A 26,500-nucleotide genomic window follows, 5' to 3' on the forward strand; every position below is an offset into this window, starting at 1 on the left:
TTGTAGACATGAGCGCATTTGTAAATTATGGAATAGAAGTCATCCTATTTCTACGACCATAGCTATCTAAAGTTACAACTAAATTTAAATCTTAGGTAACTTATTTCTCTTTTCTACCGTATAGGATAAGAGATTGAGAAAACACAACAACTACACACTCCCAATGACTACGAGAAAACAGGGGGAAATAATTTTCTGGAACGGAGAATATGGATTTATAGAAGTCGATTTTACGGAAAAAAGTATCTTTTTTCATGCCAGCCAGGTGAATGACGAGTATGCTGATGTTCAGCTGCTAGATCACGTTTCTTTTAAAGTAGGTAAATCAACGAACCCCAGACACCTTGGTGAACCAGTTGCTTACCGTATTAAGTTTATTGAGCGTGGTGACTACGCCAAATACCGCCGGGTAGTTGGGCAATTAAAAGGATGGAATGGACGATTCGGGTATATCTATTCGGAGCAGCTTGATAAAGCTACTTTGTTTTATCATACCCGCCTAGCAAGAGGCAATCATGCATTGAATGATGGGGATTATTTGGTCTTCTCTCCGGTGAAGTCTTCTAAGAATCCGGATGATCAATTTGCTTTTTTTGCTTACCCATTTCATACAGAACTAGACAATCAATTCTTGTTAGCGTTATGGAAAGATAGTAGCTTATCTGCTGTTGGAGAGGTAATTATACTCAAGAATAGGCAGGAGGAATTCCTTTCTTTTCCCCAACGGTTTGAGATAGAGTTGGAGCTGCTGTTAAACCTTAGAGAAGATTATCCTTATACACCTATTAAAGCGTTGATCGACTCTTACAAAAGAAATTTCACACCTGAATATGAACGCTTAAAGCTTTTCTTACCCGAAGAAATTTTAATTCAGCTGTGGGAAGACGAAGTTATTGATACTTACAACCTTGAGCAGCTCAAGTCTTATTTTTATCGCGCTTCTGCACCAACAAAACGCGCCATAATATCCAGATTCACGACAGAAGATCAGGAAGCTGTTCTGGAATATTTTTTTGATCGTCTAATGCGAAAAGGTAGTTTCGAGAGGACAAATAATGACTTGAAGACCTTTCTTGATCTCATTTGTCGGAATCCCGAAACTGAACAATTAGCGCTCCTTGAGCGGGCAGAGGTAAGCTTGTATCAACATTTAGCTCCTACTGATATTATTGAGTTGTGGCTGAAGGGGTACATAAATACGCCCCCGCTAACCTTTCTACAGGAAAATCTGAGTATAAACGACTTAAACCGCTGGCAAGATCCGGACGGTAAACTAACTTCCCACCTACAAAAAATCGTAGAAGATTACTTTGCGAACTTACGCTTTCATCTCAATTTTGAGGAAGCGTATGATCAAATTGTCATCGCGTTAAGATTTTTAAAAAGTGTTGATGAACCACTTTTTAAAAAGTGGTTACATGCAGTGAATACCCAGCTGCAAGCTGGTGAGAAATTAATTCTCTGGCTTTTCTTTCCTGAGAGCAATTTTGTTCCTGAAAGCTATCTATCAGAAAATGGGCAGCAAATAGATCCATTCTGGGTGATGAACTATTTATTAGTGGCCGTAGCGGAAAAGCGCGTTATACCACCAGAGCTAGTGCAAAATATGGAAAACCTTATTGCCGAAGATCAACTCCTGGAAAGCGCTAAAAAGTTTAAATGGAATAGGATTGTTAAACCTGTAGCGAAAGGAGATGATTTCTCTTTTTTAGCACAAACTAAAGCATACCTCCAGCAAAATGCCAGGGAAGATATCAAGCTCGAAAGTATTGGTGTTTTTCTTTTCGAGCATTTACCCGCCTACCGGGTTGAACATGTGCGGATGTGGATCTATGCGTATGTTCCAAAAGGTTTTCTGAAATACCAAGAATTCCGCCAGCTATTTAAACATCTCACTAGAGAAGAGCAAAAGTCTTATCAAGGCGGGGTAACAGGATGGAAAAAAGAGGAAGTTATTACGACGGAACGAGAGGCGGTTACTCCTTGTGCCAATTTTATGAAGGATGTGCAAAGGAACATAAAGACCTACCAAGTTCGTGTTAATAATATCCATTTCACTTCTTATAAGTGGGCATTGCGGATAGAGGATGGAACATATACTACGTCGGTAGAAAACGACAAATCGGACGTTACTTTTAATAGTATACCTGTAAACAGTACGTTAGGTGAGATGGAGTTTCGTATCCAAGTTGAGGGGGATAAAGTACTCAATGAGGATGCCTTAAATAAGCTTTTTGAAAAAGTACATAGTGATGAGATAGCCAAAGCGCTGAAAGATGAAGCCATAAATATGGAGGGAGAAAAAACTACTCCCAGTGCCGTTGCCTATCCCGAAGACTGGCACGCACGAAAGCAAAGCATCGCTTATCTACAAGCGCAGCAGTTGAAAGGAGAATCTCCGATTATTTTGGAAGAGGCGAAAGCTCCTTACCGAAGATTAAATGAAGATACGCCTTCTGAAGATATCGTTTTAGAAACGACCCAACTATTCACCCTGGATGCCGGAGAGGACTATCTTATCGTTTGGGAGAATACGGATCTTTCTGAAGATAGAGCAACTTTTCTTTTTAAAACTACACCAGAAAATTATCTGGATCAAATGGATAAACTGGTGGAATACATAACGACACAAGCCCATTTAAGGTCCGCCATAGTGAGTAGAAAAGACGACGGGCACGTGCAAATTTTAAGACACCATCTTGGCTTTGTCGGCAAAATATTGAAAGCCCGTGGCAATCATGAAGCCTTTGACAAATGGCGAGAAAAACTTGAAGCGTATTTTTATGTACCAACGCCCAGCCTGCCTGAACAGGAAGAATTGGATAGCCTGGAAAATTGGTCTTTGGCCCCTTCGGTTCGAATAAGGCGGCAATCTAAAAAAATCGAAGAAGAAGATCTGGAAACCAGAGACGTTTTGATGAACGAATTGAAGGAAAGTGCCAAGAAGCCTTCTGTTCATTCCAACCGGCAATATCAACGCGAACAAATTTTAAAATCCCTGCAAGAGATCAACGCTATCCTAAATCCCTAAACTAATGTCAAACAAAACCATCGAAGACAACATACTTACCGAACTGGAACAATTGAAAGGCCTCGCCAGCCGCTTTAAAACAGCGGAGGAAGCTTACCAAAAGGCTCTGTCTTCGCAAGAATATTTTAAAGGTCTTGAAAGCCGGCTTAAAACAGCGGAAGAAGCTTATCTAAAGTCTTCCTCATCGCAGGAACAGCTGATCGATACGGAGGCACTGAACGAGAAGCTGGAACAATTTTTTCTCCAAGAGCTGGTCAAAGCTAAAGAAGATATCATGGAAGAACGTGTCCACTGGATGGAAAAGCTGGAAGCTCGCTTGAACGCCATTATCAAAGGCATCGAGTACAAGTTCATCACCGAAGGGATCCCCTTTGAAAACCGGCAGCAGCTTATTCAACTCAAAGTAAAACAAGAACAAGACCTCCAACGGATCCAGATAGACAATAAGCAACTTCGCCAACAAATCACTCATTTAGAAGGGCAAACGCGGAGAAATTTTTATCTTATTATTGGGGTGTTGGCCTTGTTAACCCTTGTCGCTTTTGGGGCAGAGGCTTTTAAGTTGTTTGCTGGCTAAAAAGGAAGGTCCAGGAAATACCAATTTCTATTTCCTCTGCTTATATTGCAGATCCTCTTTAAGAAAAATTAAAGTAGTGCTGAAACAAATACTAAGAACCAAGGGTATTAAACAAAAATGGCTGGCCACGAAGGTAGGCGTCAGTGAAGTGACGGTCTCCAACTGGATACAGGAAAAAACCGCTCCTAAAACCGAACATCTTGAAAAACTCAGTGCGCTCCTCGAAGTACCGCTGGCTCAACTGGAGCAGACCTATGGTAAGTAGTAAGAATACCTACAGCTTTTCTTTTACGGCCGCTTCGATGAAGTTTCACGACTTTGTCCGGCTGGCGCGTTTTGCGGAAGAGGAAGATCCGGGGACGGACCTGGATCCTGATAAAATTATGCGCCGTAGCAATACCCGCACCAACCAGCGCGAATTTCGGGAACTCCTGAAACGCTTTCAGCTCCTGACACCTGCCCAGCAAGCATTGCTCACCCAGGTGGATCCGGCGGGGCAAAAGCAACTGGCCCTGCTCAGTATTTGTAAAGCTTATGCTTTTATGCGGGACTTTATCATTGAAGTGGTACGGGAGAAGTACCTCTCATTGGATTACCAGCTGACCGATGCCGACTGGCAGTCGTTTTTTAATCGCAAGCTCGACTTGCATCCGGAATTGGAGGATTTCGCGCCGTCGACCATCAAAAAAGCACGACAGGTGAGTTGGAGAATGCTGGAACAAGCCGGGCTCATTGAGAGTACCAAGAATCGGCGCATTCTGCCCCAGTTTGTGGCAACACCAATTCTGCGGGTAGTAAGCGAAGATCAGCCCGATTTACTGAAAATCTTCCTGTTGCCTGAACAGGAAATCAACACTTGGGCTGCATGATGGAAAAAGTAAACCTGGCCAGTAAATTCTCGGACCTGCTAGCCATACTGCAAATGCAGAAGTTTCTCCGTATGGAAGCCCTCGGCGGGGAGATTCCTTTCTTTATTTCGACCTACGCTCCACAACAAGAACTGGAGCTGGTCAAAGCCGTGCATGGGCTCGTTAATAAACTCGAAACGAAGGGCATCAAAGTGCTGGAAATAAACTTGTGGCAGATTGTCATGGACATACTGGAACGCGAGCTGGGCCCCAGTGAAATCTTTTCGTTGGAGGAACAAATGGACAAGGATGAATTCAAGCAGGCGCTCCAATCGGTGCTTGATATCAACGAAGTGCTGATGCCGGAAATTCACCAACGGATCGAGCAAGACCAGGCGCAATTGTATTTCGTGACCGGGGTGGGCAATGTGTACCCTTTCCTGCGCTCACACAACATTCTGAACAACCTCCAGAACGTAGCCAAAGATGCTCCCACCGTGATGTTTTTCCCTGGCCGCTATACGGGCCAGTCGCTGGAGCTTTTCGGATTACTCAAAGATGACAACTATTACCGTGCCTTTAACCTGGATAACTACAAATTATGAAACTGGATACGCTTTTTCTGAAAGACGTTAACCGCCCGATTGAGACGGTTATTAAAGCGGATGACCAAGACCACGTACTCACCGAAGTGGAGGAGTACGTCGTCACGCAGGAGATTGCCAAAAAGATCACCAACTTCTTTGCGGCCTACAACGATTACCAAAATGTCAACGGGGTCTGGATTTCCGGCTTCTTTGGCTCGGGTAAGTCGCACCTGCTGAAGATCCTTTCCTACGTGCTGGAAAACAAAGCCTACGAAGAGGTGCAGCTCGGAGAGGTCTTCGCCGCTAAAATTGAGGGCGATGACTTGCTCAAGGCCGATGTGCTGCGTGCAACCCGCATCCCGTCGGAGTCGATCCTCTTCAATATCGACCAGCAGGCGCAGATTACTTCCAAATCCGACGAGGATGCCATCCTCAATGTCTTCTACAAGGTCTTCAATGACCACCAGGGGTATTTTGGTACCCAGCGGCACGTAGCGGAGTTTGAACGCTGGCTCGACCAGGAAGGCCACTACCGTGATTTTATGGAGCGCTTTGAAACCTTCGCGGGCGAGCACTGGACGGTAGGCCGCCGCAAATATTTTGCTCCCAAAACCAAAGATGCCATCGCCCAAGCCCTGGGCGAAATTCATCAGGATGATCCGGCCAAATACCGGGATATTCTGGATACTCTGCGGAAGGACAACCGCATCTCGGTGGAAGACTTCAGCGAAAAAGTAGCCGCCTACATTGCCACCAAACCCAAAGGCTTTCGCCTAAACTTCTACGTAGACGAAGTGGGGCAGTTCATCAGCGACAATACCAAGCTGATGCTCAACCTGCAGACCATCGCCGAAACGCTGGCCACCAAATGCCAGGGCCATGCCTGGGTATTCGCAACCGCACAGGAAGACCTGGAAGCCATCGTAGGAGATAACTCCTCGATCAACAGCGATGACTTTTCCAAAATTCAGGGGCGCTTTAAACTGCGGATATCCCTCACTTCGGCCAATGTAGACGAGGTGATCGAAAAGCGCCTGCTGGCCAAAACAGATCCCGCAGAACAACAACTGGGCCAAAACTGGGCCACCGAACAGGCCAACCTCAGTACCATCCTCTCTTTTTCGGAAGCCGGGGTACAGTTTCGCAAGTTCCGGGATGAGCACGACTACGTGCGCAAGTTCCCGTTCGTGCCCTACCAGTTTGATTTGTTTCAGCAGTGTATCCGCGAGCTTTCCAAGCACAATGCCTTCCAGGGGCGGCACGCCTCCATTGGGGAACGCTCGATGCTGGGGGTTTTTCAGGAGGTCCTCAAGAATCTCGGTAAGGTGGATACGACCACTCTGGTGAGTTTCGACCAGATGTTTGAAGGGATACGCTCTACCATCCGGGGCGAAATTCAGATTGCGATTACCCTGGCGGAGAAGAACATTGTGGGCAATCCGCTGGCCTTGCGCATCCTCAAAGCCTTGTTTTTGGTGAAGTACTATTCCAACTTCAAAACCAATACGCGCAATATCTCCGTCATGATGTTGCAAGCGACGGATGCTGACCTCAAAATCCACGAAGCCAACGTCCAGGAAGCGCTCAACCTGTTGGAAAGGCAAACCTACATCCAGCGCAACGGAGAGCTCTACGAATTCCTGACCGACGATGAAAAGGACGTAGAAAACGAGATCAAAACGACGGACATCGACCAGCAGCAGATCACCCATTTTTTTAACGAAGTGCTCTTTGATGGGGTCATTGCCGATAACCGCATCCGCTTTATTGAAAACAAGCAGGATTACGAATTCACCAAGCGCATCGATGGCGCTACGGTGGGGCGTGATAAGGAACTGACCCTGGAAATCATCACCCCCAATTCTCCCTATTACGGGCAGGAAACCTACTACGAGGGCCAAACCATGGGCGTGACCACCAAAGTGCTTTTCGTGCTGCCGCAGGCACCGCGCTTGCTCCAGGATATTCACCTTTACCTTAAGACTGAAAAATACCATAGATTAAAAAGGTCTAGTACGAACAATGAGACGCTGTCGCGGATCATCTACGAAAAGCAGGCGAGCAACGTGTTGCGTAAGAAACAGCTGATCACCCTGCTGGACCAATTACTGGGACAAGCTACCGTGTACCTCAATGGTACCAGGCACGAAGTAAGCCACAGCAGTGACGGGAAGACCAAAGTCATCAAAGCCTTCCAGGATTTGGTAAAGCTGGCCTATTCCAACTTGCGCATGCTGGGTAAGCTCTCCTACGATGAGAGTACCCTGAAGACCATCATGCGCTCCAAGCAGGATGATCTTTTTGGCAGCGATGAAGCCACTGTGAGTGAAGCCGAAAGCGAAGTGTACAACTACATCTTGCGCCGTAGAAAACAGGCCGACCGTACTTCCATCACCGATCTGAAGGATCACTTCAGTAAAAAGCCCTACGGTTGGTACACCAACGCCTTGCTGTGTATGTGTGCCCGCCTGTACAAGCGCGGCAAGGTGGAAGCTCGCCAGGATGCCAACCTCCTGTCGGAGGAAGATTTCCTGAACAACCTGCTTAACAATCGCACTTTCAGCAATACCCTGCTGGAACCCCAGGTGGAGTTTGACCAGCGTTTGATCAAGCAGCTCAAAGACCTTTACCAAGAACTTTTTGACGAGACGGCCCCCGTCAGTGAAGCCCGCGATCTGGCGCAGCAGTTTAAGCAAAAAGCCCGCGACGAAGCCCGCGAATTGTACAAGCTACTGGGCAATGCCACGGCCTACCCCTTCCTGAGTGCCCTGCAACCGCTGGCCAAGCTATTGGAACGCCTGGGCGATATGGATTACAGCCTGCTCATTCAGCAGGTCGATGATTTTGAAGACCAGCTGCTGGATCCCAAAGAGCAACTGCTGGACCCCATCCGTAAATTCTGGAACGGGGAACAGAAGAAGATTTTTGATCGGGTGAATACCTTTCTCAATGGCGATCGCTCCAACTTTGAGTACGTGGATGCCAGTGAACTGGAACGCTTGCGTGAGGTACAGGCGCACGAGCGCCCCTACCAAGGCTCCATTCTACGCGATGCCAGGGTAGCCATGGAAAAGCTGCAACAAAAAGTAGCCGACCGCATTCGGGAGGAAAAAGAAAAGACCCTGGAGCAGATCACCCAGGCCAAAGCACAACTGGTCAGCCAGCCCGACTTTGGCGAGCTGAGTGCCGAGCAGCAACAACGCGTGACCCAGCCGCTGGAGAGATTAGCTCAGCGGGTACAGGATCAGCGCTACATTGCCTCTATCCGCCAGCACGACAACCAGGTTTCTCAGCTGGTGGCCGATAGTCTGACGACCTACCAGAAACTGCTGCGGCCCGATGCCCCGACGATTAAATACATCACGATCAGTAATGTAAAAGTAAACAGTCACCACCGGGAACTGACGACCCCCGAAGAGGTAGCCCACTACGTATCCGAATTGCAAGCGGAGCTGCTGCGCCATTTGGAAGCCAATCGCCGCATTAAATTATAAGTTCCTTAGCCCCAAGAACAGCACGAAAATAAAATGCGATTTTGGTTTTCAAATAGTTAGCCAAGCGGTTCACTTCAAGCGGGTTAACTATTTGAAAACCTTATAGAAAATCGTATTTTATTTTCTGCGCAATAATAAGTTATGAATACGAACGCCCTCAAGAAATTTGCCCAAAATGCCCGCCGCCAGCTGCTACAACAGGTAGCCGCCAAGCTGGACTACGTACTCACCAGCGATACGGCCGAGCTGCGCGAACGCGCCGCCCAGGTACAAGCCCTGCGCAAAGCCCTGGAAAGCAGCACCCGCGAGCAGCTGGTAGAAAAAGTGGCCTATACCTGGTTTAACCGCCTGATGGCCCTGCGCTTTATGGATGCCAACGACTACCAGCCCGGTGGCCTGCGCGTGGTGTCGCCCCGCGAGGGTTACTCGCTGCCCCAACTGCTGGAAGAAGCCAAGCAAGGCAACTTCCCGCCGGAGCTGGCCCAGGAAAAGCAAACCGTCCTGGACCTGCTGGATGGCCGCCTGCCCAGCAATAACCCCCAGAACGAAGCCTACCGCCACCTGCTCATCGCAGCCTGCAATGCCCTGCACCAGCAGTTTCCTTTCCTCTTTGAGCGCATCAATGACTATACCGAGCTGCTGCTGCCCGATGACCTGACCAGTGAATTCTCGATCGTACACGAGGTGGTAACGGGCATGTCTGCCGAAGACTGCCAGGAGGTGGAGGTGATTGGCTGGCTGTACCAGTTTTATATTTCCGAGAAGAAGGACGCTGTTTTTGCCGCCAAAGGCAAGGTAAAGGCCGAAGACATTCCCGCCGCTACCCAGCTGTTTACGCCCCGCTGGATCGTGGAGTACATGGTGCAAAATACGTTGGGCAAGCTGTGGCTGCAAAACCGCCCCGCCAGCCGCCTGCGCGAGCACATGCCCTACTTTATCGAAAGCCCCTCGGTGGCAGCCGCTGATTACCTGCGAGTAGACAGCCCCGAGGAGATTCGCCTACTGGACCAGGCCTGCGGCAGTGGCCACATCCTGGTGTATGGCTTTGATCTGCTCACTAAAATCTACGAAGAAGAAGGCTACGCCCCCAGTGAGATCCCCGGCCTGATCCTGGCCAATAACCTCTACGGTTTTGAGATCGACGAGCGCGCCGCCCAGCTGGCCAGCTTTACGCTATTGATGAAAGCCCGCGAATACTACCGCCGCCTCTTCCGCAAGGAAGTACCGAAACCCCAGATCCTCTGCTACCAAAATATCACCTTTAAGGAAAACGAGCTGGAAGACTACCTCCAAAGCCTACAACTGGATATGTTTAGCCAGGACCTGCTGGCCGACATCCGCCAGTTTGAGCAGGCCACCAACCTGGGCTCGCTGCTGCGCTTCCGTACGCAGGACTTGCCCTACCTGGAGCGGGAACTGCCGACGCCCGACCTCTTTCTGCTGAATACGCACAACAAGGTGAAGCGCGTACTGCGAGATATGCAACTGCTAACCCAGCCCTACCATTGCGTGGTGGATAACCCGCCCTATATGGGCAGCGGTAACATGAATAAGCCGCTGGGCGACTACGTGAAAAAGCACTACCCCGATAGCAAAGCCGACCTGATGGCCGCCTTTATGGAAGCCGGACTGGCCATACTCTACCCCAAGGGCTATCTGGGCATGATCAACCAGCACAGCTGGATGTTTTTGAGTAGCTACGAAAAGCTGCGCGAAAAACTGATTGAAGACGTTTTCTTTGACACGCTGCTGCACCTGGGGCCGCGTACCTTTCCGGAAATAGGCGGCGAGGTGGTACAGAATGCGGCTTTTACTTTTTGGCACCATAAGCACGAAGCCAAAGGCACCTACTTGCGCTTGGTGGACGATGGTAGCTCTGAATTGAAACGAACCAAATCTTTGGAAGCCGCTCAAAACCCCGATTGCGACTGGTACTACACTGCCCAACAACAAGACTTTGCAAAGATACCGGGGAGTCCGATTGGGTATTGGTTGAGTGAGAACGTTATTTCTGTTTTTAAAGAGAGTTCTTTCTTAAAAGATATAGCAAAGCCTAGGCAAGGTTTAGCGACTTCTGATAATAATAGATTTTTGAGGCAATGGTTTGAAGTGACTTTAGGTAAGTTTGGTTATAATTCTTATTCAGCCTTGAGTGCAAAAGAGTCAAAGAAAACTTGGTTTCCATGTCAAAAAGGAGGGTCATTCAGAAAATGGTATGGAAATCAGAGTATTGTTATTAATTGGTTGAATGATGGAAGAGAAATTATAGATTATGCCGCTTCAAAATATAAAAATGCTACACGGACAATAAAAAATATTTCGTTTTATTTTTCACATGAAGGTATGACATGGTCTACGATCTCTTCTGCTCCTCCAGCTTTTAGATACTCACCAAAAGGTTCGATTTTTGAAACCAAAGGAGCTATTTGCTTTCCAAATGAGGGAGTCAGCATTAACCTATTGTTAGGTGTTTTGAATTCTGTTGTTTCAAAAACGTTTTTAGGGATTTTTTCTCCAACTTTAGATTATCATGAAGGACCGGTCGGTAAAATTCCAATAGTCTATTCCAGCCTATTGAAAAATGAAAACTTTATTGAAAACATTGTTAATAATGCTCGTTCTGTTTCAAAGAATGATTGGAATTCCCAAGAAACTTCCTGGAACTTCCAACAAAACGAACTCCTCCGCATCCACGGCCAAGACTTAGAAGAAAGCTACGACCTCTACTGCCAGTACTGGACGCAGCAGTTTCGGCAGCTGCACCGCAACGAAGAGGAGCTGAACAAGGAATTCATCCACCTCTACGGCCTGGCCGAAGAGCTCACCCCCGATGTGCCGCTGGCGGAGATTACCATTTTGCAGCAGGAGCTGGATCAGAAGCAGCTCAAAAAACTCAGTGCGGCCTACCAAAGCGGCTGGCAGCTGGTGGAAGGGCAGTGGGTGCTGCCGCAGCAGCGGCCTTATCCGGCGCTGCCTTTTGATGCGCAGGAAGTGATGGCGCAGTTGGTGAGCTACGCGGTGGGGTGTATGATGGGGAGGTATTCGTTGGAGAAGGAAGGGTTGGTGCTGGCCAATGCGGGGGAAGGGTTGGCCGAGTATTTTCGGAAGGTTGGAAGTGGGGAGGGGGAAGTCGGAGGTCGGAAGTGGGAAGTCGGAAGTGGGGAGGGGGAAGTCGGAGGTCGGAAGTGGGAAGTCGGAAGTGGGGAGGGGGAAGTCGGAGGTGAAGAGTCCTCCTACGCTGAAGCTTCGGCGGATGGAATGAACTTGTTCATTCCAGATGAGGATGCGATTATTCCGCTGCTGGATGATGAGTGGTTTGAGGACGATATCGTGGGGCAATTTCACGCATTTCTGAAGGCCAGTTTTGGAGAGGAGGATTTTGCGCGCAACCTGGCCTTTCTGGAAGAGCAGCTGGGGCGGGATGTACGCAGCTACTTCGTCAAGGACTTTTACAAAGACCATATCCAGCGCTACAAGAAGCGGCCGATCTACTGGCTGTTCAGTTCGCCGCAGGGGCATTTTCGGGTGCTGGTGTACCTGCACCGCTACACGCCCGATACCATCAGCAACATCCTGAACAACTACCTGCGGGAGTTTATCGAAAAGCTCAAGTCGCAGCGCAGCCACTACGAGCAGCAGGAGATCAGCGGCACCGCCAGCGAGCAAAACCAGGCCACCAAAGCCATCGAGCAGCTCGAAAAGATGCTCCTCGACTGCGAAGCCTACGAGCGCGACATCCTCTACCCCCTGGCCACCGACCGCATCGCCCTCGATCTGGACGACGGCGTGCTGGTGAACTACAACAAGCTGGGCAGTGCGGTCCTCACGGTACCGGGGCTGAACGATAAGAAGGCGAAGAAGAAGGTGAGAGGGTTTGATTGGATTGAGGTGGCGGGGATTAGGGATTGATCAAATTGAGACGGTCAATTACGGCAGTTATGCTTAACTTGACGTATCAAGTTTTATAGACTGTGATACGTATCTGTTTTTTTGGGGAAAAGTATAGTCAAGTACATGAAAAACACGTGTGATGAGCTATGGATAATTTTCCAGGACGCTAATTTAAAAGAAAAACTACCAGTATATGGATAAGTATATTTCAAGGCATATAGATCGGTTGTTGTTAGACCCTAACAACTATCGATTCATAGATAACAAGGATTATCGCCCTATTTCCATTGAAGAAGTTCCAAATGAAAGGATACAATTACGTACCCGTAACTTTTTAGTAGGTAGAAATGAAGAAGGTATTGCCGATCTGATCACTAGCTTTAAATCGAATGGCGTATTAAAGTTGGATCCTATCCAGGTAAAAGAGATACCAGATAGCAAAGATTTTTTAGTCGTTGAAGGGAATAGACGCACAGCCGCCTTAAAATTCCTCTATGAGCAATGGAAAATTGGTAATGATGTAGGTAAGTTAACACAGGAGAGTTTCAAAAGTGTTGATGTCGTTCTTATATCAGATGAAAGCCCTATTCAGCATTTGATTACCATGGGGTTGCATCATATTAGTGGTAAAAGAAAATGGAGTCCAGTAAATCAAGCTCAACTTATCTATGACCTTCGGTTTAAGCATGATATGAGTGAAATGGAAATATGTGATTCATTATCCATAACCAAGCATAGTCTCCGAAGAAACTTAAGGGTCTTGGCTTTGATAGACCGCTACAAGGAAAGTGATTATGGTGATCAGTTTCAAGCGAATAAGTATTCTATTTTTGAAGAGGTCGTGAAGAAAGTGGAAATGAAGTCGTGGTTGGAATGGAACGATGATACTTATCAGGCAGAAAACAAAGTAAATGAAGAAAAACTATTTTCATGGATTTCAAAGGAAGAGGTAATTGAGAGGGATGAGGAAAGTGGTGAAGAAAATAAGATCACCAAAGATCCAATTATTACAAAGAGTCACGAAATAAGAGATTTATCTAAATTCATCAACGACTCAGCGGCAGTCGAACAAATGGAAGAACGCCGAAGTATAACGGCTGGCTTTGCACTAAGTGACGCAGTTGGTGTACAACGATTGCAAAAAGCAATGGACAATATTGGTAAAGAAGTACAAGCTGCTTTTCAATTTAGTGAATATCTCGAAGATGAAGATTACTCTAAAGTTGCTATACTTAGAGATAAATTAGATCGCCTTATTCCGAGTAGCAATGGTGTTTCAGGATTGGTACAGAAGTCTTCAAATCGTTACTTTTCTGATATATCATCACATTTTCATTCTGTGAAAGTTGGGAGTTATCGTAAATTGAAAAACTTAGATATAAGCCAGTTTTCCAGAGTGAATATTATTGCAGGTGGTAACAATACAGGTAAGACCTCTTTATTGGAAGCATTGTATCTGCTGACTCGCCTTAATAATATTCCTACGCTAATCGAGTTAGAACGATTTAGAGGAAGGTTTTACGATGAATTTCATACCAAGTGGTTTGACAAGCTATTTATTTCCAGCATTGGACTTAGCGCTGTTTTTAATGATACCGAGATCGGACTTTCTGTCAATAAGCAAGAAACGGAAGAGCAGATTGATAAAAGCCAGTATCTCAATTCTATTATATCTGAAGCTATCATCAACGGCGAAGAACTGGACGGAACTATCCATTTATTTAACAACAGGGAACCTGAACTGTATTATCAAAAGAGCAAGGTGCTTTGTGAAGCTACCTTTACTAGCCCATACCGATTCAATGATGACCTGTTGATTAAAGCACATGCCAGGGCTGTTGAAAATCGATATTTAGACGAAGTCGTAGCATTCATCAATTCAAAAATGGATGAGTCTATTGAAAAAATAGAAATGATTTCTATCGAAAACGAAAGTCGGTTAATGGTAAGTTCGTCTAAACTCGAATATGCTATTGATCTTACCAAGTATGGAGAAGGTCTTCAGAGAGTTGTAGAAATTGCATTATTGATGGGCTATAGTCAGAACGGAATTATCTGTATTGATGAACTTGATAGTGCTATTCATAAAAGCCTGCTAAGAGATTTTACATCCTTCATACAAGAGGCTGCTGCCAAGTTTAACGTCCAAGTATTCTTAACAACGCACAGCAAAGAATGTATTGATGCCTTTGTAGAAAACTCTTACCCAGATGATGAATTAACGGCATTTGCGTTAAGTGAAAATAACGATGGAAAGATCATTTCTAACTATTTGCCAGGCAACAAACTTAAGCAGCTGGTAGATTCCATAAATCTTGATATCCGATGAATGAATTTACCCAAGTCATATCCTTCTTTTGCGAAGGGCCACATGATGTAGCATTCATCTATAAAATGCTTAAAATAATTGGTTATAAATCCTACGATGCTTGCAAAATAGGGGATCTTCCTATTCCTTTTAACCAACTTATCTTAAATGAGGTTAAAAAATATGACATCGAGAATCTCAATATCATTGAAGTTAGAAGAGGTTTTTTGCCAGCGCGTATCTTACATAAGGAGGGGAAATGTATTTTTCTGTATTCCTTAGGAGGAGACAGTAAGCGAGCCATTCGACAGTCAATGTTGTCGGACTTATTATCTTTTATACCGGAAGAAGGAGAGATTCCAAGATTACCGCAAGACACCAGTTTGTCGGTCATTTATCTTTTCGATGCTGATGAGGTTGGTGTACAGTCTAGACTGAGAACAATTAATAATGAGGTCAACGCTAAGCTTGCTAATAGTAGATTAACATTTGCTAATAATGGCGAATTTCATACTGTCAATCAAATGAATTTTGGGGCTTATGTTTTCACTGGTGAAGATGATGAAACTGGATCGCTTGAATCGATCCTTGTTCCATTGATGCGTCAAGAAAACGAAGTGATTTTTGAAGATGCACAAAGTTTTATTGATACGCATTACGATGAGATGCGGTTATTTCCTTTAAAAATAAGAATTAATGAAGATGAAATAATTGAAGAAAGAAGTGAGAGAGGAAGAGATAAATATAAATTTTATCCCTCTAAATCCCTTATTGGTGTTACAGGTCAGCTACAATGTTCTGGTAAATCAAATGTTGTTTGTATTGGTGATACTGACTTTTTAACGAAGGACAAGTTAACTAATACCCGGAAATCTCTTGAGATACTGGATTTCTTAAAGAGAATTTAACGCAAGAGATTTAAATGGGAAATTCATAGTAGGCTATTATTACAGGGTAAAGGTCAATGAATAAACCACAACTGATTTTTTTTAAATTCACAGAATACGCATCTTCTAATCTCTCAACACGTAAAACTCAGCATTCAACCACATTTTATGGACCTATTCAGTTCAATTGAGCCCTCGCAGCACGAGTTTGCGATCAGAAATGGGGCTTACTATTTTGAGGAAAATTTCTTCCCCAAGAAATATGCCGATGCCTTGTTGGAGCGATTCATCAAGAATATCGAATGGAAGCAGGAATCCATGAACATGTACGGGAAGGAAGTGAAGTTCCCCCGGCTTACGGCCTGGTACGGAGACGATGATAAGCCTTATTCCTTTTCTGGCATCACCCTACAGCCCAAGCCCTGGACCAAGGAGCTGCTCTACATTAAGGAACAAATAGAGCCGCTGGCGGGCGTTGAATTCAACAGTGTGCTGCTCAACTTGTACCGCGACGGCAATGACTCGATCTCCTGGCATACGGATGCGGAGAAAGAGCTGGGCGAAAACCCGGTCATCGCCTCCGTAAATTTTGGCGATACCCGAACCTTTCAGCTCAAGCACATCGAAACGAGCGAGAAAATAAGCATGGATTTGTCTCACGGCAGTATTCTTATCATGAAAGGAGAGCTTCAGCATTTCTGGAAGCACCAAGTGCCTAAAACCAAGAAGGAGAAACAGGCCCGCGTGAATCTTACTTTTAGAGTAATAAAAGACAAATGAGCTACGCGGACAAAATACTGTCTTTATCAGAGCCTTCTTTTGAAGGTATTCGAGCAATTGCGAAACAGCAAATTGCTCATTTACCCAATGGGAAAAAGAACCAGTTGTATCGGGAATTAGAGAGAGGCACCGCTTTGCTAGCTTCTCACGAGCAGATGTGCATGTATTTGTATGCCTTCGGAAACATGCATCAGGCCAAGTTGCGGGATGCCTTTCGAAAAATACCCGAAATTGTTTATCAAGGTCCATTGGAAATAGTGGACTGGGGCTGTGGTCAGGCCATGGGTACGGTCAACTTGTTTGATCACTTGAAGACGCTGGGCTTAGCGGAAAATGTAAAAAAAGTCACGCTGATTGAGCCCTCCTTAGCGGCACTACAGAGAGGTGAATTACACGTAAAGCCTTACGTCGGCGAAGAGGTAGCATTGGTAGCGATCAACGAATATTTTGAACGTTTATCCCCGACTGATATTAAAGGAGGAGAAGGTCGCACCGTTTTGCACCTGTTTTCTAACATACTTGATGTCGCCCAGATAGATTTAAAGCATTTGGCGAATACTGTTGATGACACCGTTGTTTCAGATAATTACTTGATCTGTGTAGGTCCTCTTAATCCGACCAATCATCGACTTGATGCTTTTCTCAGGTATTTTGATTCGGACCTAATCAAAGCTATTTATGAATTCGAAACAAGTACCCTCAATAATAGGAACTGGACCTATAAAGCCAGGATTTACCAGCTGGCGTATAACCAGCAAGGCCACCTTATCCCCATTGAGTATTATCCTACGGTACAATTTCAAGCGGCTTATGAACTGGATGGTATTGGTACGTTGAGGAAAAAGGGGAAATTAGCCTACGATCCTATTTTGACCCATTTCGAAGTAGCTGCTCCTTTCGATTTGGGCGCTAGCGTGTATGATGATGTCCATCCGATCTTGGCGGTACTCAACAATATGATCTGTCGTGGACTGCCAACCAAGAGTAGTATTTACATCGAAGAGGAGTTTAGGAGAGTTTTTGGTTTAACCCGAAAAGAAGAACATTACGGTGAGGTGAAATTCACTGCAATAGAGGGGAATGAAACGCTACTTGAATCGTCCGTTCAATTATTTCAGCAGTACCTGGATAGCCAACAAGCTATTGCGGAAGAACATAAAATTCCGCTCCAGCTTTTGCTGACCCCCATTGCAATAGCACGATTTCAGAAAGTCTTGCTGGAAGCCATCATTACCGAGCAACTATCCCTGGAACAAGATACCTGGCGGATATTGATTGAGGAAAAAGATGTTCCCTACGGTCGCTTAGGAGTCAAGGATTTTCAACACCACTTTCATCATCTCACCCAGCTCAGTGAGGAATATGATACGCTATTTCTACCAAAGATTGAGTTGTACATTGTCAGTAATCAAGACTTTTATCAGTCAGCGCTACAGGCTCAGGAAAACGTCTTTGTCACCATACCTAATTCCCTAAAGAATATGGATTTTGACATGGTGGTTACCCAATCCATGTTGAAGAGCGTCGCCAGTGATATTGAATCCTTCAGCACATTTAAAGTAGGCAACGACTGTTATTTCAATATCAGAACCATCAACGAAGTGAGGACGAATCGGATTATTTACACCTCAGATCTTATTCGTTACAAGAATTTGGTGCAAAAAACACAGCAAGGAGCTTATGAAGAATTAGAAACCGTCGGACCTCATGTTAATTACTTCCTACAACTCTTGTTCCGAAAGGCAACCTTCAGGCCAGGCCAGCTTCCGATACTAGATAGAGCGTTACAAAACCTGCCGGTGATTGGATTATTACCAACAGGAGGAGGAAAGTCTTTGACCTATCAAATTGCCGCGCTGCTTCAGCCGGGAGTAACCATGGTCATCGACCCTCTGAAATCCTTGATGAAAGATCAATTGGATGGCTTAATCGCCAATGGGATTGACTGTGCAGCTTATATCAACTCATCCTTGTCGAGAGAGGAAAGAGCTGAAGTAGAGAAGAAGCTGGAATCCTCCGAGCTACTCATGACTTTCTTATCCCCTGAACGCCTTTCTATATTGAGTTTTCGAGAACGGCTAAAGAACATGCACAACTACAATGTGTACTTCTCCTACGGCGTGATTGATGAAGTTCACTGCGTCTCGGAATGGGGGCATGATTTCAGGTTTTCCTATTTGCACCTGGGGAGAAACCTTTACAACTATGTCCGTGGTAAAAACAAAGAAATTTCCCTTTTAGGGCTTACCGCTACCGCCTCTTTCGATGTTTTAGCAGATGTTGAGAGAGAGCTTTCTGGTAACGGTGCTTTTGATTTGGATGCTGATACTGTTGTGCGGTATGAAAACACCAACCGACTGGAATTACAGTATAAAGTGGAGAGAGTGCCTGTTGAGTTTGGTGACGATCAATTTTATGATCAAAACGGGATTATTGATCCGTCTTTGCCACGTGCCTTGAATGTTACCAATAAGTGGGCATCGTTTGATTCAAAAAGCAATTTTCTTAGTCATTACTACCAAGCGACTCCGGGCTATTTAACTGAATTGCAGACTGCTGAAAATACCAATCGTATAAAAGAGCAGTTTACGGAGCGGCAAAATGACAATTCGGGGATGGAAGAAGACCTTTCCATTGGAGTTGATCACGATTATTACGCCCCAAAGTCCGATTATGATCAGGCAGGAATCGTTTTTTGTCCTCACGTTAATAAAACAGGTTTATCGGTTCGGGTCAATGAGAAAAATCTACTCGGAGCAGGGGTAGAGGATATCACCTCCTATTCAGGCCAAGACAATGATGATCTAGCCATGAAAAGCTTGGACCGTTTTCGGGATAATAAAAGCCCTTTAATGGTTGCCACCAAAGCGTTTGGAATGGGGATAGATAAACCCAATGTTCGTTTTACGGTGAACATGAACTACTCCAGCTCACTGGAAGCCTTTGTGCAAGAAGCGGGAAGAGCTGGGAGGGATAAGAAAATGGCATTAGCTACTATCCTGGTATCTGATTACAACCTCGCCCAAGTTAGTAGGCAATATCAATCCAATCAATTTCCTGTTTCTACGCTAAAGAACAAATGGTTTAAACAAGAAGACTTGGAACAAATTCTTCAGTTCTATAACTTAGAGATACCGGAAGAATTTATTCAATATGCCTCACCCGCCAATGATATTGTAAAGCTGCACTGTAAGCATGACAATAAAATGTTTGCCTTAGGCAAATGTAATGCAGAATGTACGGCTTTTAAAGGCTGCTCTTTGCGTAAAGTTTCTAGAGAAACAAAGGGCTGGCGACCAGAGGAAGAGCTTATTCAAGAATTGAAGGTTCAAGGATTGAACATCACCCGGAAAGCTTTTCAGTACCTAAATGCGGATTACCAAACCATCATGTTTTTCTACGGCCTATCCTTTAAGGGGGCTTTGGTCGAAAAGAGGTTTATGTACAACCTGATGAAGGTAGACGAGATTGTCATCCAAAATAGGCAAGGGGTAAGCAATGGTTTTTTATCAGCACTCACCGGTGCTGATATTGACACCGAGGTTATTGCCTTTATTCCTTACACCAAAGATAACAGTACGGATTTATCGAAGGCCATTTACAGGATGTGCTGCATCGAGTTGATAGAAGATTTTACTATAGATTATAGAAACAAGCAATTCAGAATTGTCGCCAGCAGAAAGCAGCAAGGAGCTTACTACGGAGGATTACAGCGGTTTCTAGAGAGGTATTACACTTCAGAAAGAGCAGCATTAGAATTAGAAAAAGCCAAGAACAATTCCTTAAACCAAGATGATTTCCATTCCATTGAGGAAGAAATTTATAAATGTCTTGCTTACTTAATCGAATTCATCTACGATAAGATTTCTGAGAAAAGGAAAAGGGCGATAAATGATATGCGTGACTTTTGTATGGAAGGAAGCATAGCAGGTGAATCCTGGTTGCTCCATAATGAGCGAATGAAGGATTTCCTTTATTACTATTTCAATTCTAAATTCGCTAAAAGTGATTACGTAGCAGAGAATGGAGAACCTTTTTCCTTGGTAGAAGATACGGAGGGTGGGAAAAAATCGAGTGAAGGCATTCTGTTTAAATACCTGCGCGTCATTGATGATGATGTAGTTGGGATAGGCACGCCATTGGATAATATCAAACACCTCCACGGTGCCATCAGGCTCATTTCTCGATCACTTACGGATAGTAATCCTGCTTTATCCTTACTGGAAGCCTTTTGTTTAGCTTATTTAGGAGTGGAGAATAATCAAAACCTAAGAAAATCACTAAAGCAAAGGTACACGGAAGGGATGATCGACTTTTCTGAAAGATTTACTAACCTCCATCTTTTTTGGGAAGTTTTTACCCGGTTCAATGAGTTTTTATCTAGTTATTTGGACGATGCTACTTTTGAAGCACTCGTGACAGAAACTACGCTACTCTTGCATGTTGGTCAATTGAATAAAATCAAAGACAAATACCTGGAAAATTATGCTTAAGGAGACACTAAACCAGTCTTTAATTGACTTAGAGCAAAGTTTGATTGATATCAACTCGGCAAGAACTCAAGTAAGTAACGTCGCGGATAAAAGCGAAGCGCTTATTCGTATTTTTACCACTGTTCTTCAGAACTTAAAGGAAATTGATGAGCGACTAGCTCTCGATAGTGGAGATTTTAAGGAAAGACTTGATGAAAGCTTCAGCAGCCTGAATGATGAATTACTTAAAGTGACTTCTGAGGTATCCTCAAAATCGAAGGAACTAAACAGTGAACTAGATGATGTTTTTGGCTTGTTTTCCAAGAAGATAGACACGCTAAAAATTGACATAGAAAGCTTGAGCAAGGAACTTCATGTTACTGAGGCTCGAATTAGTAAACTGGATTTGAAGAAAGATTTCTTAGATGTTATTGAACAGTCTAAAAAAGAAATTGATACTGCTTTTCAACAAAAAATGGAGGAGCTTGAATCAAAGATTAGTGCTGCTTCCAATCGGAATCTGGTCGCATTGATAATTGGTTTGGTTTTACTAGTTTTGGTGGTTCTTGTCAAATAGAAAGAATCGAGAACGTTACAGGGGGTGAAAGCCCTTGTGTCAGTCAATTGGATAAGTCAGCATGAATAGAATAGAAGCGTCTTTAAATATTTTGTTTCAAACCCACCGCGTCATCTTCTGGTACGACAAGGAGGAAAAGATGCGTCCGGAGTACGAGCAGATTTCCCTGGAGGGTATCGAGAAACTGGAGGTGAGCAACAACGAATTTGCGGTCAAAGCACGCGTATTACAGTCTACGCAGCCGGATGATCGCTTGTTGCTCTATTTTCCCCAATCGGAGCCTCCCATGGAGCAGAACTGGCTGCTCGACCTACAGTTGGCGCACAAAGTGTTCCATACCGACCAGGAAGCGCTGTACCTGCAAGACCTGGGGCTGGATTATTTATTCAAGGAACTGGTGCAGCAGCACCTGGAGTTTTTTGAAAGCAAAGAACGACGCGCTCAACTACGCGAACTACTCGCTGAAGGCGACCAGGAGCCGGATCTGCGCTTCAAGATGATGGCAGTCGTTTTTGGTACGGAGTATCCTAACCTGGAGGCTTACATCCAGGTTTACGCGGGCGCATTTGTCGATGAAAACAACCGGATCGAGCGCGATCTGGAACGCTTTCGATTACGGGAGGTGTTTTGGCGGGAGGTGAGCCGTAAGTTCAACTACCCTACGGACGAAAAGACGGGGATCTACGATTTTTTACTGGATGTGTTCGCCCGTAATTTTAGTCCGCTTAATGCAGGCCGTTCTATCAAGGAAACCCGGATTTTGCTTTCACTGTGGAAGGATGCGATTTCTTACCAGGAAACTTTTCGGCGCGTATCTGCGAAAATTGCCAGTGATCTGCTGGTCGTGAACCTCCTGGAGGACTGTGAATTAGAACCCATCTTATCCGACGATTTGTTCGAGCTGGTGGATCGTCGGATCATTTACCTATTGGCTACTCGTTTGGCTAGTGGAGCGATAAATTTACCCGCTTTTCTGGGACATCTAAAGTTACGGGAGAACAAGTTTTGGTATGCGGACTATGCCGACTTCTACACCTGTCTGGAACAAGGGGCCCTGCTCTTGGATAAAGTCCAGCGGGCCGAGGAGGTCAACTTTTCTTCGGTAGAAGATGCCGCCCGACAGTACGCGCAGGAGTTGCACCTGATTGACTATCACTACCGGAAATTTGTCTACCACTACCGGCAGACAAACCAGAATGCTATTCTGGCTCCTTTAGAAGAGCGCATCCGCAAAGTCTACAGTAATGATTGGTTGTTGAAGATCAATCATCAGCTTCAGGACAGGATCAATGAAATGGATCATTGGATCCAGCGTTCCCCACAAGCGCAGTCCAATTTCTTCGTCCATCACGTAGAGCCGGTCACTAGTCGCCCGTCTCGTTTGTTTGTGATCATCTCCGATGCTTTGCGTTACGAAAATGGCTGGGAGTTATGCCAGAAATTACAAGGTGCCAAACGCTACGAAGCAGAGATGGATTACCTGATCACCAGCTTGCCTTCGTATACCCAGTTGGGGATGGCGGCACTGCTCCCTCACCGAAAATTGGCCATTAAACCAGAAGATGGGCAGGTGCTGGCCGACGGGATGTCGACCCTGGGGCTCCAGGGCCGCAACAAAGTATTGGAAGCGAATGCCGGGGTACGAACCGTAGCCATTAACGCAGAAGACTTTATGAAGATGAACGCCAGTACGGAGGGCCGTGCGTTTGTCAAACAATACGACCTGATCTACATTTATCACAACCGGATCGACAAGGCCGGTGATGATACCACTTCGGAAGATAAAGTCTTCGAAGCGGTAGAAAAAGAAATCAGCTTCCTCCAGGACCTTTTGCGTAAGATTGGCAATATGAATGGCAATAACATTTATATCACTGCTGATCACGGCTATTTGTATCAACACGAGCAACTGGAAGAGAGTGAATTTACGAAAGTTGACCTGCTAGGGGAAGACTATAAAATCAACCGCAGGTTTGTACTCGGTAAGGGTAATAGTGGGACGGTTCCTCCTGCGCTAAAGCTATTTACGGCAGAGCAGCTGGGGCTGGAACCCGGCGTAGAGGTCTTGATCACAAAAGGAATTAACCGGCTGCGGGTACGGGGTGCCGGATCACGTTACGTGCACGGCGGAGCTTCCTTACAGGAAATTGTGGTGCCGCTGGTAAAAGTAGCCCGTAAGCGAGAGGATACTACGCGACAGGTCGAGGTCGACATCATTAAGTCTACCGATAAAATTACGACCAATCTGCTGGGTGTTTCCTTTTTGCAACAGGAGCTGGTTAGTGATAAGATCCTGCCGCGTCAATTGCGCATCTATTTGCGTGCAGAAGATGGCACCAAGTTGTCGGATATCTTCAATTACACCTTTGATGCCACGGAAGGTAGTGAACGGCAACGTGAAGTAAAACACCGGTTCCAGCTAAGTTCCCAGGCCAGTGGCAAATACAAGAATCAACGCATTTCACTGGTGCTGGAAGAACCCGTAGCGGGAAGCTCGCGCTGGAAGGAGTACGAATCGTATTTTTATTACCTCAACATTTCTTTCACCAATGATTTTGACGACTTTTAGAGCTTGTTCGGAAATTTTGCAAACTGATTTTCAACGATTTATGGTTCTGGCTAAGGAATTAAAATTGAATTTAGCGGGCTAAATGAAATTTTCATACCGACGCCAGGTTCGTAAATCCTTGAAAAGCAGGCAGCATTAACTCTTTTCTTCTCTAGGATTCAGAGTATTTGCATTTCACCAAATAAAATTTCCGAACAAGCTCTAGACGCTTGTTAAACAGTATTAATTATGAAAGCGCTTGACCAAAAGCTCAACGATCATTTTGCGGGTAAAGTCGTCCGTAAGGATCTTACCAAACTGGTAAAAGGCAATGCCATTGTCCCCACCTACGTACTGGAGTACCTATTGGGGCAGTACTGTGCCACCGATGATGAGGAAACCATTAACGCTGGTGTGGAGACCGTTCGCAGTATCATCGCCAAGCACTTCGTTCACCGAGACGAAGCTCAGATCATTAAATCTACCATCCGGGAAAGAGGGACTCACCGCATTATCGATAAGGTATCGGTACGGCTGAATGAGCACAAAGATCGTTACGAAGCATCTTTCGCAAATCTTGGCCTCAAAAACGTAGTGATTGACGACAATTTCATCCGTCAGCACCAAAAGTTGTTGTCGGAGGGCGTCTGGTGTATAACCGTGATCGGTTACCTTGCTTCTGATGAACGCGATGTCTCTCCCTGGCTCATAGAAAGTCTGAAGCCCATCCAGATCAGTCACATTGATGTGGACGAGTACAAAACCGCCCGGCGGGCTTTGAGTAAAGAAGAATGGGTAGACACGCTGCTACAAACCATTGGCTTGAACCCGGAAGAGTTCAGCTTTCGCTCCAAGCTTTTGCAGCTGGCCCGCCTGATCCCTTTTGCCGAAAATAACTACAATCTGATTGAGTTGGGGCCTAAAGGAACGGGGAAATCCCACATCTTTTCGGAGCTTTCTCCCCATGGTATTCTACTTTCCGGAGGAGAAGTAACCAAAGCCAAGCTATTTGTCAATAACAGTTCTGGCGATATCGGCTTGGTCGGCTATTGGGATGTGGTGGCTTACGATGAATTTGCGGGCAAATCCAAAAGTGTGGACAAGGGCTTGGTCGATATTATGAAGAATTACATGGCCAATAAGAGCTTCTCGCGGGGTACCCAGGTGTACGGCGCAGCAGCCAGTATGGCCTTTGTGGGGAATACCGACCACTCGGTGCCCTACATGCTAAGGCACAGTAATCTTTTTGATGCCTTGCCTAAGCAATATTACGATACCGCTTTCCTGGATCGTATTCACGCCTATCTGCCAGGCTGGGAAATCCAGAAGCTGCGGCAAGACATGTTTACCAACGACTACGGCTTCATTGTCGACTACCTGGCCGAAGTGCTTAAGGAGTTGCGCAAGGAAGACCACATGCACGACTACAAGGCGTATTTTTCCCTTTCTAGTAGTATCACTACGCGAGATCGTGACGCTATTGCCAAAACCTTCTCGGGCCTCGTTAAGGTCATCTACCCCCACGGAGAACTGACCGCCGAAGAAGCGCGGGAATTACTGGAATTCGCGATTGAAAGCCGTAAGCGCGTTAAGCAGCAACTCATCAAAATGGATGAAACCTTTGAGGAGGTAGACTTCAGTTACGAGTACAAAGGCTCCGGCAAAAAACGCATGGTAGAGACGCTGGAAGTCCTGGAACACCAGCAGCCCCAGCTTAGTGAAGAAGAAGCCTTGGCCCAGTCCGTTGCCACTGCACCAAAGGAGTTGCCAGCGGTCGTTCTGAAGGAAGGGCAGACCATCATCATGGATAACCAAACGGGGGTATCCTACGACCAACTTTTTGGTCCGTACCTCAAAGGCGCAGAAAGTATCAAGCTGATCGACCCTTACGTTCGCTTGCCGTATCAGTTGCGCAACTTCATGGAGTTTGCGCGTTTGATAGCCCAAAGCAAGGATGCCTCAGACGAAGTAGCCCTGCACCTGGTCACCAACAACAACGAAGACTACCTGGAGAACGCCAAATCAGCCTTTCAGCAAATGGCCGACTCGCTGGACCCCTTAGGCATCCGCTTCACCTACGAATTTGACAACGACATTCACGATCGCTCCATCCTCCTGGACAACGGCTGGAAGATCCTCATGGGTCGCGGCCTGGACATCTTCCAGAAAACCGGCGGCTGGTTCGACATTGCAGAATACGATCAGGAACGGCGGCAGTGTAAGGCTTGTGAGGTTACTTATTTGTGGGGGTGATGGTGAACTTAACTGTCTTTGAAAATAAATAGTCAGTAATAAAAACTTCCTTTTTGGGGAAAGTGGATTCAATTTCGATTCGCGAAATAGGTTCTTCTGGAGGGATTCGCAAACAAATAATAAGAAAATTCTGTGATAGAGTTAGGGTCGTAGTGCTTCGCGATCTAATTAATATTAAACTTTCATTTTGAATTTGATATTTAATTCCATAGATTTGGATTTGTAATTAGTCGTCCCTCCCATACTA

General features: G+C 45.5%; 14 protein-coding genes. All 14 read left to right on the forward strand.

The features are described 5' to 3' along the window. Positions 1–163 precede the first annotated feature (163 nt). The 14 genes from A3EU_RS0104340 (at position 164) to brxL (ending at position 26,253) form a co-directional block, all read left to right on the forward strand. Entirely contained in the window at positions 164–3,031 is a 2,868-nt protein-coding gene (locus A3EU_RS0104340) for a S1 domain-containing protein (RefSeq protein ID WP_020534902.1), read from the forward strand. Positions 3,032–3,035: 4 nt separating this feature from the next. After that, the gene (locus A3EU_RS0104345; RefSeq protein ID WP_020534903.1) at positions 3,036–3,608 is read left to right on the forward strand and encodes a hypothetical protein; all 573 of its coding nucleotides are present in this window, start codon (positions 3,036–3,038) and stop codon (positions 3,606–3,608) included. Between the two features lie 76 nt (positions 3,609–3,684). Continuing rightward, on the forward strand, positions 3,685–3,873 hold the full coding sequence (locus A3EU_RS34505) for a helix-turn-helix domain-containing protein (RefSeq protein ID WP_020534904.1): 189 nt from the start codon (positions 3,685–3,687) through the stop codon (positions 3,871–3,873). Beyond that, the gene (locus A3EU_RS0104355; RefSeq protein ID WP_020534905.1) at positions 3,863–4,477 is read left to right on the forward strand and encodes a DUF1819 family protein; all 615 of its coding nucleotides are present in this window, start codon (positions 3,863–3,865) and stop codon (positions 4,475–4,477) included. The genes A3EU_RS34505 and A3EU_RS0104355 overlap by 11 nt, the downstream gene beginning before the upstream one ends. Then, positions 4,474–5,061 (forward strand): DUF1788 domain-containing protein, encoded by a 588-nt coding sequence (locus A3EU_RS0104360; protein ID WP_020534906.1) that lies wholly within the window; start codon positions 4,474–4,476, stop codon positions 5,059–5,061. Before A3EU_RS0104355 ends, A3EU_RS0104360 begins: the two co-directional genes overlap by 4 nt. Beyond that, on the forward strand, positions 5,058–8,537 hold the full coding sequence (brxC, locus tag A3EU_RS29375) for a BREX system P-loop protein BrxC (RefSeq protein ID WP_020534907.1): 3,480 nt from the start codon (positions 5,058–5,060) through the stop codon (positions 8,535–8,537). Before A3EU_RS0104360 ends, brxC begins: the two co-directional genes overlap by 4 nt. A gap of 141 nt (positions 8,538–8,678) precedes the next feature. After that, positions 8,679–12,446 (forward strand): BREX-1 system adenine-specific DNA-methyltransferase PglX, encoded by a 3,768-nt coding sequence (pglX, locus tag A3EU_RS0104370; protein WP_020534908.1) that lies wholly within the window; start codon positions 8,679–8,681, stop codon positions 12,444–12,446. Positions 12,447–12,621: 175 nt separating this feature from the next. Continuing rightward, positions 12,622–14,757 (forward strand): AAA family ATPase, encoded by a 2,136-nt coding sequence (locus tag A3EU_RS0104375; RefSeq protein ID WP_020534909.1) that lies wholly within the window; start codon positions 12,622–12,624, stop codon positions 14,755–14,757. Further along, entirely contained in the window at positions 14,754–15,644 is an 891-nt protein-coding gene (locus A3EU_RS0104380) for a DUF3226 domain-containing protein (RefSeq protein ID WP_020534910.1), read from the forward strand. The genes A3EU_RS0104375 and A3EU_RS0104380 overlap by 4 nt, the downstream gene beginning before the upstream one ends. Before the next feature lie 147 nt (positions 15,645–15,791). Further along, a complete protein-coding gene (locus tag A3EU_RS0104385) occupies positions 15,792–16,403 on the forward strand; it encodes an alpha-ketoglutarate-dependent dioxygenase AlkB family protein (protein WP_020534911.1) in 612 nt (203 codons plus the stop codon). Beyond that, entirely contained in the window at positions 16,400–20,896 is a 4,497-nt protein-coding gene (locus A3EU_RS29380) for a DEAD/DEAH box helicase (protein ID WP_020534912.1), read from the forward strand. Before A3EU_RS0104385 ends, A3EU_RS29380 begins: the two co-directional genes overlap by 4 nt. Beyond that, on the forward strand, positions 20,889–21,452 hold the full coding sequence (locus tag A3EU_RS0104395) for a hypothetical protein (RefSeq protein WP_020534913.1): 564 nt from the start codon (positions 20,889–20,891) through the stop codon (positions 21,450–21,452). The genes A3EU_RS29380 and A3EU_RS0104395 overlap by 8 nt, the downstream gene beginning before the upstream one ends. A 61-nt stretch (positions 21,453–21,513) precedes the next feature. Then, positions 21,514–24,021: a BREX-1 system phosphatase PglZ type A gene (pglZ, locus tag A3EU_RS0104400; RefSeq protein WP_020534914.1), complete on the forward strand. Its 2,508-nt coding sequence runs from the start codon at positions 21,514–21,516 to the stop codon at positions 24,019–24,021. A 228-nt stretch (positions 24,022–24,249) separates the two neighbouring features. Beyond that, the gene (brxL, locus tag A3EU_RS0104405; RefSeq protein WP_020534915.1) at positions 24,250–26,253 is read left to right on the forward strand and encodes a BREX system Lon protease-like protein BrxL; all 2,004 of its coding nucleotides are present in this window, start codon (positions 24,250–24,252) and stop codon (positions 26,251–26,253) included. The last annotated feature ends 247 nt before the right edge of the window (positions 26,254–26,500 follow it).

Origin of the sequence: Lewinella cohaerens DSM 23179 (assembly GCF_000379805.1) — a bacterium.
GTDB lineage: Bacteria > Bacteroidota > Bacteroidia > Chitinophagales > Saprospiraceae > Lewinella > Lewinella cohaerens.

Coding starts and splice junctions, on each gene's coding strand:
- A3EU_RS0104340 (WP_020534902.1), top strand. CDS start 164: ATGACTACGAGAAAACAGGGGGAAATAATTTTCTGGAACGGAGAATAT.
- A3EU_RS0104345 (WP_020534903.1), top strand. CDS start 3,036: ATGTCAAACAAAACCATCGAAGACAACATACTTACCGAACTGGAACAA.
- A3EU_RS0104355 (WP_020534905.1), top strand. CDS start 3,863: ATGGTAAGTAGTAAGAATACCTACAGCTTTTCTTTTACGGCCGCTTCG.
- A3EU_RS0104360 (WP_020534906.1), top strand. CDS start 4,474: ATGATGGAAAAAGTAAACCTGGCCAGTAAATTCTCGGACCTGCTAGCC.
- brxC (WP_020534907.1), top strand. CDS start 5,058: ATGAAACTGGATACGCTTTTTCTGAAAGACGTTAACCGCCCGATTGAG.
- pglX (WP_020534908.1), top strand. CDS start 8,679: ATGAATACGAACGCCCTCAAGAAATTTGCCCAAAATGCCCGCCGCCAG.
- A3EU_RS0104375 (WP_020534909.1), top strand. CDS start 12,622: ATGGATAAGTATATTTCAAGGCATATAGATCGGTTGTTGTTAGACCCT.
- A3EU_RS0104380 (WP_020534910.1), top strand. CDS start 14,754: ATGAATGAATTTACCCAAGTCATATCCTTCTTTTGCGAAGGGCCACAT.
- A3EU_RS0104385 (WP_020534911.1), top strand. CDS start 15,792: ATGGACCTATTCAGTTCAATTGAGCCCTCGCAGCACGAGTTTGCGATC.
- A3EU_RS29380 (WP_020534912.1), top strand. CDS start 16,400: ATGAGCTACGCGGACAAAATACTGTCTTTATCAGAGCCTTCTTTTGAA.
- A3EU_RS0104395 (WP_020534913.1), top strand. CDS start 20,889: ATGCTTAAGGAGACACTAAACCAGTCTTTAATTGACTTAGAGCAAAGT.
- pglZ (WP_020534914.1), top strand. CDS start 21,514: ATGAATAGAATAGAAGCGTCTTTAAATATTTTGTTTCAAACCCACCGC.
- brxL (WP_020534915.1), top strand. CDS start 24,250: ATGAAAGCGCTTGACCAAAAGCTCAACGATCATTTTGCGGGTAAAGTC.